Genomic DNA, 17,057 nt, shown 5'->3' with positions numbered 1-17,057 from the left:
AGAAGGATGAAGCAGTATCACGATTTAGTAAAACACGTTTTAGAAAACGGAAACGAGAAAGGAGATAGAACAGGAACAGGAACTAAAAGTGTTTTTGGATATCAAATGCGATTTGATTTAAGTGAAGGGTTTCCTATGGTAACAACTAAGAAGTTACACCTAAAATCGATTATTTATGAATTACTATGGTTTATAAAAGGTGATACAAATATTAAGTATTTGCAAGAAAATGGTGTACGTATATGGAATGAATGGGCTGACGAAAATGGTGATTTAGGTCCAGTGTACGGACATCAGTGGCGTAATTGGAATAGTGATGAAGTAGATCAATTAAAAGAAGTCATTGAAACCTTAAAAAGTAATCCAAACAGCCGTAGGATGTTAGTGTCTGCCTGGAACCCTTCTGTGTTACCAGATACATCAAAGTCATTTGCAGAAAATGTAGTGAATGGTAAAGCAGCACTTCCACCATGTCATGCTTTTTTTCAATTTTATGTAGCAGATGGGAAACTTTCATGCCAATTATACCAACGTAGTGCAGATATATTTTTAGGAGTTCCTTTCAATATTGCATCGTATGCTTTATTTACAATGATGGTTGCTCAAGTTTGTGGTTATGAAGCAGGAGAATTTATTCACACATTTGGTGATGCCCATATATATAATAATCATATGGAGCAATTAGAGTTGCAATTATCACGTGAGCCAAAACCTCTTCCTAAAATGAAAATTAATTCAGCCATAAAAAATATTGAAGATTTTACTTTTGAAGATTTTGAATTGGTTGGTTACGATCCGCATCCTCACATAAAAGGAGTTGTGGCAGTCTAATTTAACTTTATTTTATATATATTGTTTAGTAGCTTTGTAAGAAATCACTAAAAAGTTATAAAAATGAATATAGACGTTGATGTTTTAAAAGAAGATCTCTACGATAAAATAGCCGAAATTAATGATGAAAATGTGTTAAAAGCAATCCACACGTTGGTTGATAACATGAAAAATGAAACTTTTGAAGAGGCTACAACAGAAAAAAGAGATCTTACAGGATATATTAAAGAATGGGTGAAAAATATGTAAGCCACACAAACTAAACTTATGATTACACTCATAGCTGCAATTGCAAAAAACAATGCTTTAGGGAAAGATAATGACTTAATTTGGCACTTACCTGCCGATTTAAAACGCTTTAAAAAAGTTACTACAGGGCATCCTATTTTAATGGGACGAAATACTTTTGAAAGTATTGGAAAACCTTTGCCTAATCGTACATCTATAATAATTACTCGAAACAATAATTACTTTGTTGATGGCTGTTTAATGGCTAATAGTATTGAGCAAGCTATAGAGTTGACTGAAGGAAAAGATGCATTTATTATAGGTGGAGCACAAATTTATAAGGATGCTTTAGAACAAAATTTAGTTGATAGGTTAGATATAACTCTTATACATCACGAATTCGAAGCAGATGCTTTTTTCCCTGAAATAAATATGGAAATATGGAAAGAAGTAGCAAGGGAAGATTTTAAAGCTGATGAAAAAAATAAATATGACTATAGCTTCGTTTCTTATGAGAAGCGTTAACTTTTGTTATCCTAAACTTGTTTTAGAATTTCATCCTTATACTCAGAAAACTCAAAATGTCAATACAACTTACTGAAATATCAAAAACTTACGGAACACAAAAAGCAGTAAATAATATTTCCTTTTCAGCAAAAAAAGGAGAAATAGTTGGTTTTTTAGGCCCCAATGGAGCTGGGAAATCTACAACAATGAAAATCTTAACAGGGTTTATTCAGCCTTCAGAAGGAACTGTATTGGTAAGTGGAATTGATGTAATATCAAATCCTATTGAAGCACAAAAAAAGATAGGTTATTTACCAGAGCATAATCCGTTGTACCTGGATATGTATGTGCGAGAGTATTTACAGTTTCAAGCATCTCTACACAATATAAAAAACTCTAAGGTTAATGAGACTATTGAAAAAGTAGGGTTAACGATTGAAGCACACAAGAAAATTAATCAACTATCTAAAGGATATCGCCAGAGAGTTGGTTTAGCTGCGGCTATACTACATGACCCAGAAGTGTTGATTCTAGATGAACCAACAACAGGATTAGATCCAAATCAATTAGTTGAAATACGTCAATTAATCAAAGAACTAGGAAAAGATAAAACAGTACTACTATCTACACACATTATGCAAGAAGTAGAAGCAATGTGTGACAGAGTTATAATTATTAATAAAGGAGAAATAGTAATTAACAAACCTATTTCAGAACTTAAAACAGATAATGAACAAGTAATTAAAGTAACGTTTGATTATAAATTAGAAGAACAGTTTATAAAACGCTTACCTAATATAGTATCGTATAAAAACACTCTAGAAAATAACTGGATACTTGTTTTTAATTCAAAAGAAGATATGCGTCCATTAATTTTTGACTTTGCACAAGAAAATGGGTTAAAAATTTTAGGATTAAATACCGAAAATAAAAACTTAGAAAGTTTATTTAGAGAGTTAACTCAATAGAAAAATAACAACCTAAAAAGAAAGACTCCTTGCATACATTATGTAAGGAGTTTTTTGTTTTACTTACTAGGTATCTCCAAAATTTAAGCCTTACTATTTAAAAAAGTAAGGGTGATTTCCCCCTTTTTACTACCTGTAATTCTATTAGAAAATATTTAGGAGAAACTACTTTTTTAAAAGAGTTTTTCATTGCGATTACTCTTGGTAAGAGCGATTAATTTTACAATGTCTGATTGCTAACCCTTCAATCTACAAGCAAAACTAACCAAACTTACTATTAAAATGATTTTTGAAATATTACAAATCATTACCGAAGAATTAAATGATTATTTCGATGAAAAAGCTGTAGACCTATCAAATATAGCTATGGCGGACGGAGATGGAAATTCCCCAGCAAACACTCCAGATATTTCATTAACATTAATCAATACACAAGAAGAATTTGCGCTAAAAAATACTTCTAATAATCGTGTAGAAGGAACTACAGTTAGTTACAGAAACCCAAAAGTATATTTAAACCTTTATGTTTTATTCAGTGTAGATAAATCCAGTTATGCTGAATCTTTAAAGAGTTTAACAAAAATATTAGCCTTTTTCCAGGGGAAAAAAGTATTCACACATCAAAACACCAACTTTGAAGGTATAGATGGGTTAGGAGACTTAAAGACGTTTAAGTTTATTACCCAACTATATACACCTTCTTTTGAAGAGTTAAATTATATATGGGGAACCTTAGGAGGTAAGCAATACCCATCTGTACTTTACAAAATAACATTACTAGAAATAGAAAGGGATGTTGTAACTAATGAAGGAACAGTAGTCTCAGGTATTGAACAACAATCAATAATTAAAAATTAAAAGATTATGTATAAAACACTGTTCAATATCAATATATACCACTCTTACTTCCTAAACGAAGGAGAACGAACTTTTTTCGAATTAAATGGAGGAAATAATGGAGTAACACCTCTTACAGAAGAAGAAAAAAAACGTTTAGAAGAACAATACGATATCAGCAAGTTTCTATCAATTCAACCTACTGAAGAAACTAGAAAAAGTTTAAAAAATCACAGACTATTACTCAGAAAACATAAAAAGGGAGTTCGAGTATTGTCAGAAACGATAAACGTAATTACAGAAGAAGGAAATCAAGAAGTAGATAGATACAGTCCAATAATTACCTTATCTGATTCACTAACGTTAACTTTTTATTTAAAAGTACACCATCCTTGTTTTGAAAATTTTTCTAACATAATTGAAAAGAAGGAGGAGCAACTATATTACTTATCAAACAAAAGTTCCTCAGTAATTAATTTATTTGAAACAATATCGGAGGTAAAAAAGTGGAGCTCATTTTTGATTTCAGATAGTGAAACAAGAAAGCTTTTACATCAACTAGAAAGTGAAAAGGAGTTTGATACAACTACGCCAAACTTAGTAACCATAGCAAACACTGATGCTTTACAATTAGAAGCTATAGAAGTAAAACTAACAAATGCCATTCCTTTAAATGAAGAAGAGCAAAAGGTTATAGGTGCTATCAATTCTTTTGTGCAAAGAATTAAAAATAGTGGGGTAATAGGTGTTGTTCAAATCCAGATATCAGGAGACAATAACACCAATCTGACAGAAGAAGTATTAGCTAAGAACGAAGAAACAGAAGTCTTTGATGTCTCAAAACAATGCTTGCTAAAAGAGTTTCCTGAGTTTGCTATTTGTATTGAAAATAGAAGCACATTTTGGCGTTACACGAAAAGAAGTGAAAACCTTGTAATGACTACGTCAGAAGAAAAACCATTGACACTTAATGGGCGTGTAGAGATAGATAAACAAGACGTTATACCAGAACCACAAGAAGATTATTATTTCCCAAATCCTACTCCAGAAAGTATTAAGAAAGAATCGCAAGATTATTATTCGGAAGTATTTATATAAACAAAAATTAAAATTTAAAACAAGTAATTATGTCAGCGTACAAAACACCAGGAGTCTACGTAGAGGAAATTGTAAAGTTTCCTCCATCAGTAGCTCAAGTAGAAACAGCAATTCCGGCTTTTATTGGTTATACTGAAAAGGCAACCAGAAAAGTAAAAGGAGATTTAAAAGGAACACCTACACGAATCAGCTCTATGTTAGAGTATGAAATGTACTTTGGTGTGGCAAAAGCAGAAACAGGCATTGAAGTAACTGTAGAAGATGGAAAAGTGTCTGTAGAAGCTCCAAATAGTGCAGAAAAGTCACCTTTTTTAATGTACTATAGTTTACAATTATACTTTGCCAATGGAGGTGGTCCTTGCTATATTACTTCTGTAGGTAGGTATGGTGAATCAAACTTATTAGATGGTAGCGATTCACAAGTAACAGCCATTACTTCCGATTCAGATTTTAATGATGGATTAGCTGAAGTAAGAAAAGTAGATGAAGTAACTTTAATAGTGTTTCCTGATGCAACTGCATTAACAGATGATACCACTTTTTACAGCCTATATAACTCAGCGTTAACGCAATGTAATGAATTACAAGACCGTTTTACAATTATAGATACTAGAACCTATGATACTATAGACGCTTCTTTTCCAAACGTAGGCATTTTAAGAGATAGAATAAGTTCAGACAAAAATTATCTTAAATATGGAGCCGCTTATTATCCATTTATAAAAACTATTCTAGATTATAGTTATGATGAATCTTCTACAAATGTTACAATAAGTACAGCGTTACCCAGAAATATTCAAGCAGAAGCTCAGTTGATTGCAACGGGAATAGATACGACCGATTTATCTATTTTTTTAACAGAGATTGTAGCAATATCTACTACTGTTGATAATCTGTCTGGGCCCGATGAAAATACAGATGCAGTTGCCGAAGTTCCTAATATAGTAGCAAGAATTAATAGCATTAAAAACTACTTAAGCAACTTAGAAGTTGAGTTGAACAAAGCATTAGATTTGGCAAGAACAGATGGTGCTGCAGTTGCTGAAGCAAATGCTTTAGACACTTGGATAACTAATGAGATCGAAACATTACAGCTAGAATTAAATAAAGTGAAGGATCGTCTGAATGACGATGATTCTAAAATTACAGTTTTCAATGAAATCTCAGAAACTACAACAAACAATCCTTCTTTACAGAGAGCTCTTGGAATTCATAATGACTCTACAGACTCTATCGTAGATAAAATTAACACATTAATAGCTTCAGGAGAGCTTGATGATTTAATAACAAACTTACCTACATCTAGTGGAAGTGCCACAGTAAAGGCGTTAGATGTTATAAAAACTGAAGATGATGCTCTTTATAATCAAATAAAAGCTGAAATATCCAACTTACCATTAATATTACCTCCAAGTAGTGCCATAGCAGGTGTTTATGCAAGAGTTGATTCTGATAGAGGTGTATGGAAAGCACCAGCTAATGTAAGTTTAAATTATGTAATTGAGCCAACCGTTAACATTTCTCACGAAGCACAAAGGGACTTGAATGTAGATACAGTAGCAGGTAAATCAATAAATGCAATTCGATCTTTTGTAGGTAAAGGAAATCTAGTATGGGGAGCAAGAACTCTTGCAGGAAACGACAACGAATGGAGATATGTATCTGTAAGACGTTTCTTCAACATGGCAGAAGAGTCAATAAAAAAAGCAACAGAACAATTTGTTTTTGAACCTAATGATAAAAACACTTGGGTACGTGTAAAAGCAATGATTGATAATTTCTTAACACAACAATGGAGAGCAGGAGCACTTGCAGGTCCTACGCCAGAAAAAGCATTTTATGTAAGTGTTGGTTTAGGAGAAACCATGACAGCTCAAGATGTTTTAGAAGGAAATATGATCATAGAAATAGGTATGGCAGTAGTACGTCCAGCTGAATTTATCATCCTTAAATTCTCTCACAAAATGCAAGAAGCATAAGTAAACTAACTAACCAAAAAAATATAAATAAAAAATAAAGAATCATGGCAGAATCATATCCAATGCCAAAGTTTTCCTTCGAGGTAACCTTTGGTGATACGAAATTTAATTGTACAGAAGTATCAGGGTTAAGTTTTGATAATAAAGTAATAGAATACCGTGGAGGAGCAGATAAAGAGTACCACAAATCAAAACAACCAGGCTTGTTCGAGTATAGTAACATTACTATGAAGAGAGGAACCTTTGTAGATGAAAGTAAACAGTTTTACAAGCAATGGGCTAAAACAGTTTATTTCCAAGAAGGAGGTGAGCAGTTTAGAGGAGACTTAACCATCAAGTTATTAGATGAGACAGGGCAACCAGCAGTAGTATGGGAAGCTCAGAATGCTTATATCACTAAAGTACAGCCTACAGATTTAAAAGCTGATGGTAATGAAATTGCCATTGAAACTGCTGAATGGGCAATTGAGAAGCTAAAAATGTCATCGTAATGAGCTATCATCCACCAGTAGGATTTAGTTTTAAAGTAGAGTTTGAAGACATCTCAACTTCAAGCGGCGACAACTCATTTCAATCAGTTTCAGGTCTCACGGTAGACCTTGAAACTGAAGAAATAGCCGAAGGAGGAGAAAATAGATTCAAACACAAAATACCTGTACGTTCCAAATACCCAAATTTAGTACTGAAAAGAGGGATGCTTGTAGACTCGGAAGTAATCAAGTGGTGTAAAAAAGCTTTAGGAAACTTTGAAATACAACCCGTAAACATCAATGTAATGTTATTAGGAGAAGACGAACAAGCCATACAAACTTGGAATGTAAAACATGCATATCCTGTAAAATGGAATGTAGGTGACTTTAACGCTGAAGAAAGTAAACTGGTTATTGAAACACTTGAGTTAACCTATAATTATTTTAAAATAGTATAAGATGCCTATAACCATCAAAGAATTACATATTAAGATTAATGTGGATGAGAAATCAGAATCACAAGGAAAAACAAGTGGATCAAAAAACGGAAATACTGCAGCTATAGTTTCAGCATGTGTGGAAGAAGTAATGGATATTCTTGAAAGGCAAAAACAACGATAATGAGTCAAGGAGAGTTAAAAAAATTAGTAATAAAGGCCTATTCTGACGATAAGTTTAAGGATGAAGTAGCCAATGGAGAGTTTACAACACTTATAAACCCAGAAAAGTATATGATTGCTTATAAGCCAGAATATACTGAAGAGCAAGGGCAAGGTACAAGTGGTTCTCAGCCTAAGTTTACAAGAATACCTCCTCAAGAATTAGATTTAGACTTGTTATTTGATAGTAGTGGAGCCATTGATGGAAAAAGTGATCTAAAAGATGGAATCATAGATAAAATAGAAGCATTCAAAAAAATTGTATTCGAATATAAAGGAGAGGAGCACAAACCTAACTATTTAATGATTAAATGGGGAGCTCTCCTTTTTAAAGGCTCTTTAGTCGATCTTTCTATAGAATATAAATTGTTTGCACCAGATGGAACACCATTACGTGCCAGTGCAAAGCTTAAGGTAAAAGGTACTGTTGATGATGATTTAAGAGTAGCAAGGGAAAATAATCAATCACCAGATTTAACACATTATCGTAAAGTAAAATCAGGAGACACTTTGCCACTTATGTGTCATCGTATTTATGGAGACTCCAAGTATTATTTAGAAGTAGCTCGTGTTAATAAAATAATGCAGTTCAGAAAATTACAACCTGGTCAAGAAATTTTTTTTCCACCCTTACAAAAATTCGCATAAATGAATAATACAGGAACTATACAAACTTCAAAAAGTGCAGATTTAGTCACTTTTAAAATCTTGATTGAAGGAGAAGAACTTTCCAAACAATATGAGGTGAAAAATATTACTGTTTCAAAAGAAGTAAATAAAATACCAACGGCTCAAATTATTTTAATTGATGGAGAAGCTTCACAGAGAGATTTTAAATTAAGTAATGAAGAGTTGTTAATTCCTGGAAAAGAAATTGAAATTACTGCAGGTTACCATTCAGATGAAGAAACCATTTTCAAAGGAATTGTTATCAAGCATAATCTAAGAATTAGAGCAAATTCAGCACAGTTAATCGTTGAATGTAAAGACGAAGCGGTAAAAATGACTGTAGGTAGAAAAAGCAAGTATTTTTACGAAAGCACCGATAGCGACATTTTTGAAGAAATCATTGGAAATTATGGTTTAGCTAAAGAGGTAGAATCTACAAATTACAATCATGCAGAATTAGTACAATACAATGCGTCAGATTGGGATTTTGTAGTTTCAAGAGCCCAAGCAAATGGGAAACTGTGTTTTGTTGATGATGGAACCATTACCATAGCCAAACCCAATGTAAGTCAGTCAGAAATTGAAACCGTAACCTTCGGAGGTTCCTTATTAGATTTTGATGCAGAAATAGACGCACGTCATCAAGTTAAAAAAGTAGCAGCTTATAGTTGGAATCATGCTGACCAAGAAGTAGTCGAAATTGAAGGGAAAGACCCAAATGTAAGTTTAAACGGAAACTTATCTGTTTCAGATTTAAACAAAACGATAGGTTTAGAAAGTATGGAGTTACGACACGGAGGTGTTGTTACCGATACCGAACTGCAAGATTGGGCAGATGCCAAATGGTTATTTCAACAATTGGCAAAAGTAAGAGGACGTGTAAAGTTTCAAGGAATCCCGTCAGTAAAACCAAACACCATTTTAAAACTAGAAGGTGTAGGAGACCGATTTAACGGAAATGTATATGTAACAGGAGTTCAACATGTAATTTCAGAAGGAAATTGGATAGTCAATGCACAGTTTGGATTATCAACAGAATGGTTTTCTGAAACCTTTGAAATCTCAGCAAAACCAGCTTCAGGATTATTACCAGCTATTCAAGGCTTACAAGTAGGAATTGTTTCTCAATTAGAAGAAGACCCTGACGGAGAAGATAGGATTCTAGTGCAAATTCCCATAGTAAATAACGAAGAAGAAGGTATTTGGTGTAGAGTAGCCTCACCCGATGCAGGAGAAAATAGAGGCATTTTCTTTCGTCCTGAAATAGGAGATGAGGTGATTGTAGGGTTTATCAATGATGATCCTAATGATGCTATTGTTTTAGGAATGTTACATAGTAGCGCAAAACCATCTCCAATCACAGCAACCGATGATAATCACGAAAAAGGAATCATTACAAGAAGTGAAATGAAGGTATTGTTTGATGACGACAAAAAAATAATCACCATTGAAACACCCGCAGGAAAAATGATTATGCTGGATGAAGATGAAGGAGCCATAACGATTGAAGATGATAACTCTAATATAATTACGATAAACAGCGATGGAATATCAATGGAAAGTGCCGGAGATATTTCATTGAAAGCGTCAGGAGACGTAACTATTGAAGGAACTAATGTGAGTATAGCAGCCAATGCAGAATTTAAAGCAGAAGGGAGTGCTGGAGCAGAAGTTTCAACAAGTGCTATAGCTGTTTTAAAAGGTTCATTAGTTCAAATAAATTAAAAAAATGGGAAACCCAGCAGCAAGAATAACAGACATGCACGTGTGTCCAATGGTTACAGGAGTTGTACCTCACGTTGGAGGACCAATTTTACCCGCAGGAGAGCCTACCGTATTAATTGGAGGTTTACCCGCAGCAAGAGTGGGTGATATGGCTACTTGTACCGGACCACCAGATAGTATAGTGGCTGGTTCAGGAACAGTATTAATAGGTGGAATGCCAGCAGCAAGAATGGGAGATAGTACTTCACATGGAGGAACTATTGTGTTAGGAGAACCAACAGTTTTAATAGGATAATAATGGAAAATAAAAAAGCATTTTTAGGAATAGGTTGGGGTTTTCCGCCAGAGTTTTCAAAAGATCTAAGTGAAGTCATTATGATTTCTGAAGAAGAAGACATTAAAAGTAGTTTAGAAATACTGTTAACTACTCGATTAGGAGAACGTGTTATGCTACCTAACTATGGTTGCAATTTGCAAGAGCTTCTTTTTGAGAAGTTAGATAGAACGCTAATAACCTATGCCAAAGATTTAATAGAAACAGCAATTTTATATCACGAACCAAGAATTGATGTAATTCATATTGATGTTTCAGAAACAGACCCTTTAGAAGGAATGTTGGTCATAAAAATTGAATATAGAATTAGAGCTACGAATAGTAGAACCAATGTGGTTTTTCCTTTTTATAAAGGGGAAGGAACCGATATAAACTAAGATACATCATGAGTAAAATCATATCTAACATATTACAACGAAGTGGAACAGGTCAAGAGCTACGATACATTGAAGCATTGAATCCTGAAAATTTCGAACTTCACGATTTTACCATAGAAGATTGGATATTGTTTGCCTATAATTTTGCTAAAAAGCTCAATTATTATTCTACAGAAAATCACGAAGTAGCTTCAGGAGATTGGCAATATTTTTTCAAAAAACTAACCACTGAAAATATCCCTTTTAGAGGAACAAGAGAATACAATAAATTAAAAGAAAATATCCAGCTAACTCTTGAGGAGTATACTAAAGAAGGAGAATTAAGTCCTCACTTAACTTTATTCGTATGCTTTTTAAAGTTATTAGAACTTTCAAAAGAACGATTTAACAATTTAACCAAACGTCACTTAGATTTTTATTACAAAGAAATACTTCAGGTTCAAAAAAGGGAACCAATCCCTGATCAAGCACATGTAATTTTTGAACTAGCTAAAAAAATAACGGATGAACGAATAGAAGAAGGCATTTTATTGGATGCGAAAAAAGACAGTCTTGGTAATCCATTAGTATACGAAACAGAAGAAGAGTTAATTGTCAATAAAGCATCAGTAGGAGCTATAAAAACAATTTATAACAACAACACAGCAGAATTAAAAAAGATAAAAGCAAGTGAGGTAGCAAATACGAAAGATGGAATTGAAGAGGAATTACCAGAAGACGAACCATATTGGTACCCTTTTGGGTATCCAGCAAGTGAAAAGAATGCTACTGAGTTGCCAGATGCTGAACTTGGGTTTTCTATTGCTTCACCGATGTTGTGGTTACAAGAAGGAGATAGAACAGTAACAGTTACCATTAATTTTAAAAATAATTTTGAAGAAAACTCTTTTGATGTAAGTAAATTATTGCAAGCAGTTCAAATTTTTGGAAGTGGAAAAGAAAAATGGATTGAACCAATATTGGTTGCTATTAACAATGTAAATGATGGAGTGTTAATTACTACGAATCAAATAAGTTTCAAATTTAGCTTAGGATATGATTCAGGTGCATTAGTAGGATATAACGAAGAGTTTTTACTAACAAAATATAATACTTCACATCCGTTAGTGCGTTTTGAGTTTGATGTTTCAACTACAGTAGGGTATGATTTTTACAGGTTTTTAGCTGGAAACGTGCTAGAGAAGATTACTATAAAAACAGATGTCAAAGGAGTAAAATCAGCAACTGTTGAAAATGATAATGGAGTTGTAAGAACCAAAAAACCATTTCATCCTTTTACAACTCGTCCTATTGAGGGTTCAAATTTTAGTGTAAGCTATAACGAGGCCTTTTCAAAAAAGTGGAATAACTTTACTGTAAACTTACGCTGGAAAAACACTCCAAATGATTTTAAAGAGTGGTATCAGGCATATTTAAAACCATCAAGTTACTCTTCAATCGAAACATATGGAGATGAATTAGGTGAAGATATAGATTCAAGAGAATTAATAATAGAAGACCATACTTACTTTAAAACGAAAAAAAGATTATTACATGCAGCGGGAGAAGCAAAAGAAACCATAGGAGAAGTCCAGAATTTGTTAAAAAAAGAAGTAGATGAAGAAAGCGAAGAAATAACCTATACTTCAGAGTTTAAGGCAAAAAATACAGGAAGTAGTTACGAAATAGATAAAGCTGGTCCTTTACAACTAACATTAGAACAATCATTTTTACATCAGTTGTACCCTAAGTTGTACGCATTAGCAGTAAGTGCAGAAGACAAAGGCATTAACCTTCCTAACGAGCCATATACACCATTAGTAGAATCAATTTCTGTTGATTATATAGCAGAAGAAACTATTGTGATGGAAAATATGAATTTGGAAGGAAATCGTATTCAGCTTTTTCACGAACATCCGTTTGGGCAGCATGAAGAAAATTATGCAGAAAAGAAGTATTTACAGGAGGAAAAAAATATCATCGATGTTTTTGATAAAGATACAGTCCAAGCTTTTTTAGTTCCTAAGTATTGTTTAGGAGGTCACTTATTTTTAGGAATAGAAAATGTAGAGCCCCAGCAAAACCTTTCACTGTTAATCCAAGTATTAGAAGGAAGTGAAAACCCATTAGTAGAAAGTTTTGAAGAAAATGAAAAAATACAATGGTCAATTCTTTGTAATAATAAATGGAAAACGTTAGAGAATAATATCATTACTAATAATACAGACAACTTCTTAAAATCAGGAATTGTTAAGTTTTCAATACCTAAAGAAGCTACTTCAAATAATACATTATTACCATCAGGATATACTTGGATTAGAGCCCAGATGAATAAGTCATATGATGCAGTATGTAAAGCGATTGGAATTCACGCTCAAGCAGTATTAACTACCTTCAAAAATAACGATAATGAGGTAAATCATTTAAAAAATGGGTTACCTAGTGAGACCATTAAAAAAATGGTGACACGCATTCCGAAAATAAAATCAGTTTCACAGCCTTACAATGCATTTGGAGGAAGCACAGAAGAATCTGATGCTAATTTTTATAGAAGAATAAGCGAGCGTTTACGTCACAAAAACAGAGCTATAACTTTATGGGATTATGAACACTTAATTCTTCAGGAGTTCCCTGAAATTTATAAAGTGAAGTGTTTAAATCATACTTCAGAAACAAGTTTTACAGCAGCAGGTCACGTTACTTTAATTGTGGTACCAGATACCGTAAATAAAAATGTATTTGATATGTATCAACCAAGAGTTAGCAAAGCTACTTTAAATAGTGTTACGAATTATATCAATTCATTAAACACCTTGCATGTAAAAGCTGAAGTTATCAATCCTAATTATGAAGAAATAACGATTGGTTTAGAAGTTAGTTTTTATGAAGGATATGATGAAAACTATTACACCGAGCAGCTAAAAACTGACATCACGAAATTCCTATCACCTTGGGCGTTTGACGAAACCAAAGAAGTAACCTTCGGGATTATGCTGCACAAAAGCATATTGATTGACTACTTAGAAAAACTGACTTATGTAGATTATTTACAGAATGTAACCATGAATGGTGATGCCAAGGTGTACAAAATAGAACCAAGTAATCCAAAATCAATATTAGTATCTGCTAAAACACATAATGTAAGTACTGTATTAACTACCTGTAAAGGAACTAAAAAAATCATAGAACAAACATGTCAGCTATAAATGAACATATCAATATACCAAAGAATATATCTACCAAAGATGACTTAGATTTTTCTTTTTTAAGAAAAGAAGGAATCTCTTATTTGGAAAAATTAGGAGGTAAGTTATGGACTGACTTCAATTCACATGATCCAGGAGTTACTATTTTGGAAATGTTGTGTTATGCCATTACGGATTTAGGAATGCGTATTGATACACCATTGGAAAACTTATTAGCATCCAAAGATTCGAATTTATCGCTACAAGCACAATTTTACAAAGCTTCAGAAATTTTCCCAACCAAACCAGTCAATGAATTAGACTATAGAAAATTGTTTATTGATTTAGAAGGAGTAAAAAATTGTTGGCTACGAGTTTATGACAAACAAGTGTTTGTTGATTGCAAGAATAACAAATTAAGCTATAAAAAGTTTGAAGACATTCTACCAGAATTTCAAAAAGATTTTAAGCTAAAAGGATTGTATTCGCTATTAGTTGATTTAGAAGAAGGTTATACAAAAGAGCAGATTTTTCCGAATATCAAAACAGCTTATCATGAGAATAGAAATTTATGTGAAGATTTAATAGAAATAAAAGAAGTAGACACGCAACCGATTGCTATTTGTGCTAATGTTGATGTAATTCCTGAAGCAGATGAAGAGTGGGTATATGCTAATATTTTATTCCAAATAGAAAACTACCTATCTCCATCTTTAAAGTTCTATTCAATTCAGCAAATGCTAGATAAAGGGTATGCAACTGATGAGGTTTTTGATGGACCTATTTTAAAGAATGGATTTATAGATGTAAAAGAACTGAAAAAAGCAGAATTGAGAAAAGAAGTGCGCCTTTCAGATGTGATGAAAATTATCATGAACATTGAAGGGGTAAAATTAATTAAAGACATCTCTGTAGGTTTTTGTGATGAAAATATAGTCCAAGAAAATAAATGGGTAGTTTGTATTGACCCTGATAAAAAACCTGTGTTATGTGAAAAGAGTACGTTTAATTTTAGCAAAGGATTCCTTCCTCTCAACTTAAACTATGATAGAGTAGATGAGTATTTAAAACAATTAAAAGAAGATGAAATAGAATCGCAACAAATAGCAGATGAAGACAAGGTTTTATCGTTGCCAAAAGGAAGTTCAATAGGAGCTAACGAGTACACTACTATTCAAAATGATTTCCCGGATACTTATGGAATCGGTCAAGAAGGATTAGCCGTACATGTTACGAATGAAAGGAAAGCAAAAGCAAAACAATTAAAAGCCTATCTAACATTTTTCGATCAAATCTTAGCAACCTATTTCAAACACTTATCAGAAGTAAAAACATTATTGTCTATTAGCGGACAAGAAACGCGAACATTTTTTACACAAGCGATAAAAGACATTAAAGATTTTGATGAGCTTATAAGTGAATATCCACAATCAAATGATGATGAATTAACAAAGCTTTTATTCAATCAGTTTGATAACAATGTGGAACGCAGAAATTCTATTTTAGATCATTTGTTAGCGCGTTTTGCAGAACGATTTGGAGAATACACATTTATTATGAAAGCGTTGTATGGAACAGCAACTGATGAAATTGTACTATTAAACAAAGAAGCCTTTTTAAAAGATTATAAAGTGATTAGTAGTGAAAAAGGGCTTGCTTTTAACTATTACAAACAAAACCAAGATAAATTATGGTATACAAATAACGTATCTGGATTTCAAAAACGAATAGCACGTTTAATGGGGATTTCCAATGAGAAAAGAAGATATTTAACGGAAACCAGTGTAGATATTTATGAAGTATCAGAGGGTAGTAACACATATAGATGGAGATTAAAAGATACTAATGGAAACATATTACTATCAGCAACTGAAAACTATGCTAAAAAAGTTTTAGCTATTGAAGAATTATACTTTGCAGTATCACAAATTGTGCAAACCAAGGAAAAAGATATAAAGGAAGCTTTTGAAGAGGGGATTACAAATAATATGCAAATTGGATTCATAAGAATTCATAAATCTACACCATCAAAACCTTCTATTCCAGTAAAGTATTCTTTTGATGTTATCAATCCAGAAAAGCCAAAGAGTAGTTCTGATTACATCATTGCAAAGCAATACAAATACTATACTAACATCAATGATTTAAAAGAAGCATTGTTAGAGATAATTTCTTTTCTAAAAAAAGATTTCACAGAAGAAGGAATGTTTTTAGTAGAGCATATGCTATTGCGCCCAGATGTTACAGAGTCTTATGTTGAAATATACGAAGAAATAGAAGGAAGTAATACCTATCGATGGAAATTACGAGATAATGATGGAAACATCTTGTTATCAGCCCAAGAAAACTATGCAAGTGAAAAAATTGCAGTAGAAGGTTTCTATTTAATTACACAGCAAGTTTTACAAATAAAAGAAATTGATTTAGAGAGAGTATTTAAAAAAGATATTGTAGATAAAAAGAGAGTTGGGCACATAAGGATCCATAATGCTACATTATCAAAACAACCAAATTCTGTAAAATATTGGTTTAATATAGTTAACCGTGAAAAGCATGAAGATAACAGTGAATCGAGTCTTGCAAAGTCAAGTGAATATGAAAATAGGAACGCATTAAAGAATGCTTTAAAGAAACTTCTCTGCCTACTAAAAAAAGATTTTTTAGAAAAAGGGATTTATAATGAAGAACAGATGATTTTACGACCAAAAAACACGAGTAACAAAATAGAAAACTTCCTACCTATTTGTGCAAAAGATTGTGAAGATTGTGGAACGATTGATCCTTATTCTTATAGAGTCAGTATTGTTTTACCAGGATATACATATCGTTTTTCAAACCCAGATTTTAGACGCTATATGGAAGATGTTATCAGGCAAGAACTTCCATCTCACATTTTACCGAGAATTTGTTGGGTAGGAGAGAGAAAAGGAACTGTTGCAGATGAAGAAAACGATTTGTTACAGTTCGAAAACGCATACAAAACATACTTGTATACAAAAACAAACTTAGAACAAAAACAACCTGTAGAAAATAACGAGCTGTTAGATTTAATACAAGCTATACAGCAATTAAATACTATCTATCCATCAGGGAGATTAACCGATTGTAATGCAGAAGACGAAGCATTAGATGGAAGAATTATACTAAACCAATCTAGTATAGGAAACATACAATCAGAAAAAGAAAATAATAACGAAGAAAACTCATAAAA

The 17,057-nt window shown here is 32.6% G+C and carries 16 protein-coding genes; all 16 read left to right on the top strand.

What is annotated here, in order from left to right:
- The first annotated feature begins 6 nt into the window (after positions 1–6).
- Positions 7–831: a thymidylate synthase gene (locus tag ABHQ57_RS00270; RefSeq protein ID WP_047790312.1), complete on the top strand. Its 825-nt coding sequence runs from the start codon at positions 7–9 to the stop codon at positions 829–831.
- Between the two features lie 63 nt (positions 832–894).
- A complete protein-coding gene (locus ABHQ57_RS00265; RefSeq protein WP_047790311.1) occupies positions 895–1,080 on the top strand; it encodes a hypothetical protein in 186 nt (61 codons plus the stop codon).
- 18 nt (positions 1,081–1,098) lie between these two features.
- Positions 1,099–1,584: a dihydrofolate reductase gene (locus ABHQ57_RS00260; RefSeq protein WP_167712440.1), complete on the top strand. Its 486-nt coding sequence runs from the start codon at positions 1,099–1,101 to the stop codon at positions 1,582–1,584.
- A 56-nt stretch (positions 1,585–1,640) separates the two neighbouring features.
- On the top strand, positions 1,641–2,534 hold the full coding sequence (gldA, locus tag ABHQ57_RS00255) for a gliding motility-associated ABC transporter ATP-binding subunit GldA (RefSeq protein ID WP_159489005.1): 894 nt from the start codon (positions 1,641–1,643) through the stop codon (positions 2,532–2,534).
- A gap of 282 nt (positions 2,535–2,816) precedes the next feature.
- Positions 2,817–3,392: a DUF4255 domain-containing protein gene (locus ABHQ57_RS00250; protein ID WP_047790308.1), complete on the top strand. Its 576-nt coding sequence runs from the start codon at positions 2,817–2,819 to the stop codon at positions 3,390–3,392.
- Positions 3,393–3,398: 6 nt separating this feature from the next.
- Entirely contained in the window at positions 3,399–4,469 is a 1,071-nt protein-coding gene (locus ABHQ57_RS00245; protein WP_167712439.1) for a hypothetical protein, read from the top strand.
- 29 nt (positions 4,470–4,498) lie between these two features.
- Positions 4,499–6,448 (top strand): phage tail sheath C-terminal domain-containing protein, encoded by a 1,950-nt coding sequence (locus ABHQ57_RS00240; protein WP_231128359.1) that lies wholly within the window; start codon positions 4,499–4,501, stop codon positions 6,446–6,448.
- Positions 6,449–6,492: 44 nt separating this feature from the next.
- Positions 6,493–6,939 carry a phage tail protein gene (locus ABHQ57_RS00235; protein WP_047790305.1) on the top strand — a complete coding sequence of 149 codons (447 nt, stop codon included), beginning with the start codon at positions 6,493–6,495 and terminating at the stop codon, positions 6,937–6,939.
- The gene (locus ABHQ57_RS00230) at positions 6,939–7,376 is read left to right on the top strand and encodes a phage tail protein (protein WP_047790304.1); all 438 of its coding nucleotides are present in this window, start codon (positions 6,939–6,941) and stop codon (positions 7,374–7,376) included. Before ABHQ57_RS00235 ends, ABHQ57_RS00230 begins: the two co-directional genes overlap by 1 nt.
- A gap of 1 nt (position 7,377) precedes the next feature.
- Positions 7,378–7,539, top strand: coding sequence for a DUF5908 family protein (locus ABHQ57_RS00225; RefSeq protein WP_164505160.1), 162 nt, complete (start codon positions 7,378–7,380; stop codon positions 7,537–7,539).
- Positions 7,539–8,225 (top strand): hypothetical protein, encoded by a 687-nt coding sequence (locus tag ABHQ57_RS00220; RefSeq protein WP_047790303.1) that lies wholly within the window; start codon positions 7,539–7,541, stop codon positions 8,223–8,225. Before ABHQ57_RS00225 ends, ABHQ57_RS00220 begins: the two co-directional genes overlap by 1 nt.
- Positions 8,226–9,971, top strand: coding sequence for a type VI secretion system tip protein VgrG (vgrG, locus tag ABHQ57_RS00215; protein WP_167712437.1), 1,746 nt, complete (start codon positions 8,226–8,228; stop codon positions 9,969–9,971). It begins immediately after the preceding gene.
- Between the two features lie 4 nt (positions 9,972–9,975).
- Positions 9,976–10,266 carry a PAAR domain-containing protein gene (locus ABHQ57_RS00210; protein ID WP_159612982.1) on the top strand — a complete coding sequence of 97 codons (291 nt, stop codon included), beginning with the start codon at positions 9,976–9,978 and terminating at the stop codon, positions 10,264–10,266.
- 2 nt (positions 10,267–10,268) lie between these two features.
- Positions 10,269–10,682, top strand: coding sequence for a GPW/gp25 family protein (locus ABHQ57_RS00205; RefSeq protein ID WP_167712436.1), 414 nt, complete (start codon positions 10,269–10,271; stop codon positions 10,680–10,682).
- 8 nt (positions 10,683–10,690) lie between these two features.
- Positions 10,691–13,867, top strand: a complete 3,177-nt coding sequence (locus ABHQ57_RS00200; protein WP_167712435.1) for a baseplate J/gp47 family protein — start codon at positions 10,691–10,693, stop codon at positions 13,865–13,867.
- Positions 13,855–17,055, top strand: a complete 3,201-nt coding sequence (locus tag ABHQ57_RS00195) for a hypothetical protein (RefSeq protein ID WP_167712434.1) — start codon at positions 13,855–13,857, stop codon at positions 17,053–17,055. The genes ABHQ57_RS00200 and ABHQ57_RS00195 overlap by 13 nt, the downstream gene beginning before the upstream one ends.
- The last annotated feature ends 2 nt before the right edge of the window (positions 17,056–17,057 follow it).

It is taken from the genome of Tenacibaculum sp. ZH5_bin.1 (assembly GCF_042865525.1).
GTDB classification, from domain to species: domain Bacteria; phylum Bacteroidota; class Bacteroidia; order Flavobacteriales; family Flavobacteriaceae; genus Polaribacter; species Polaribacter mesophilus.
The sequence above is the reverse complement of the archived record's forward strand: the minus strand, read 5'-3'. Positions and strand labels throughout refer to the sequence as shown.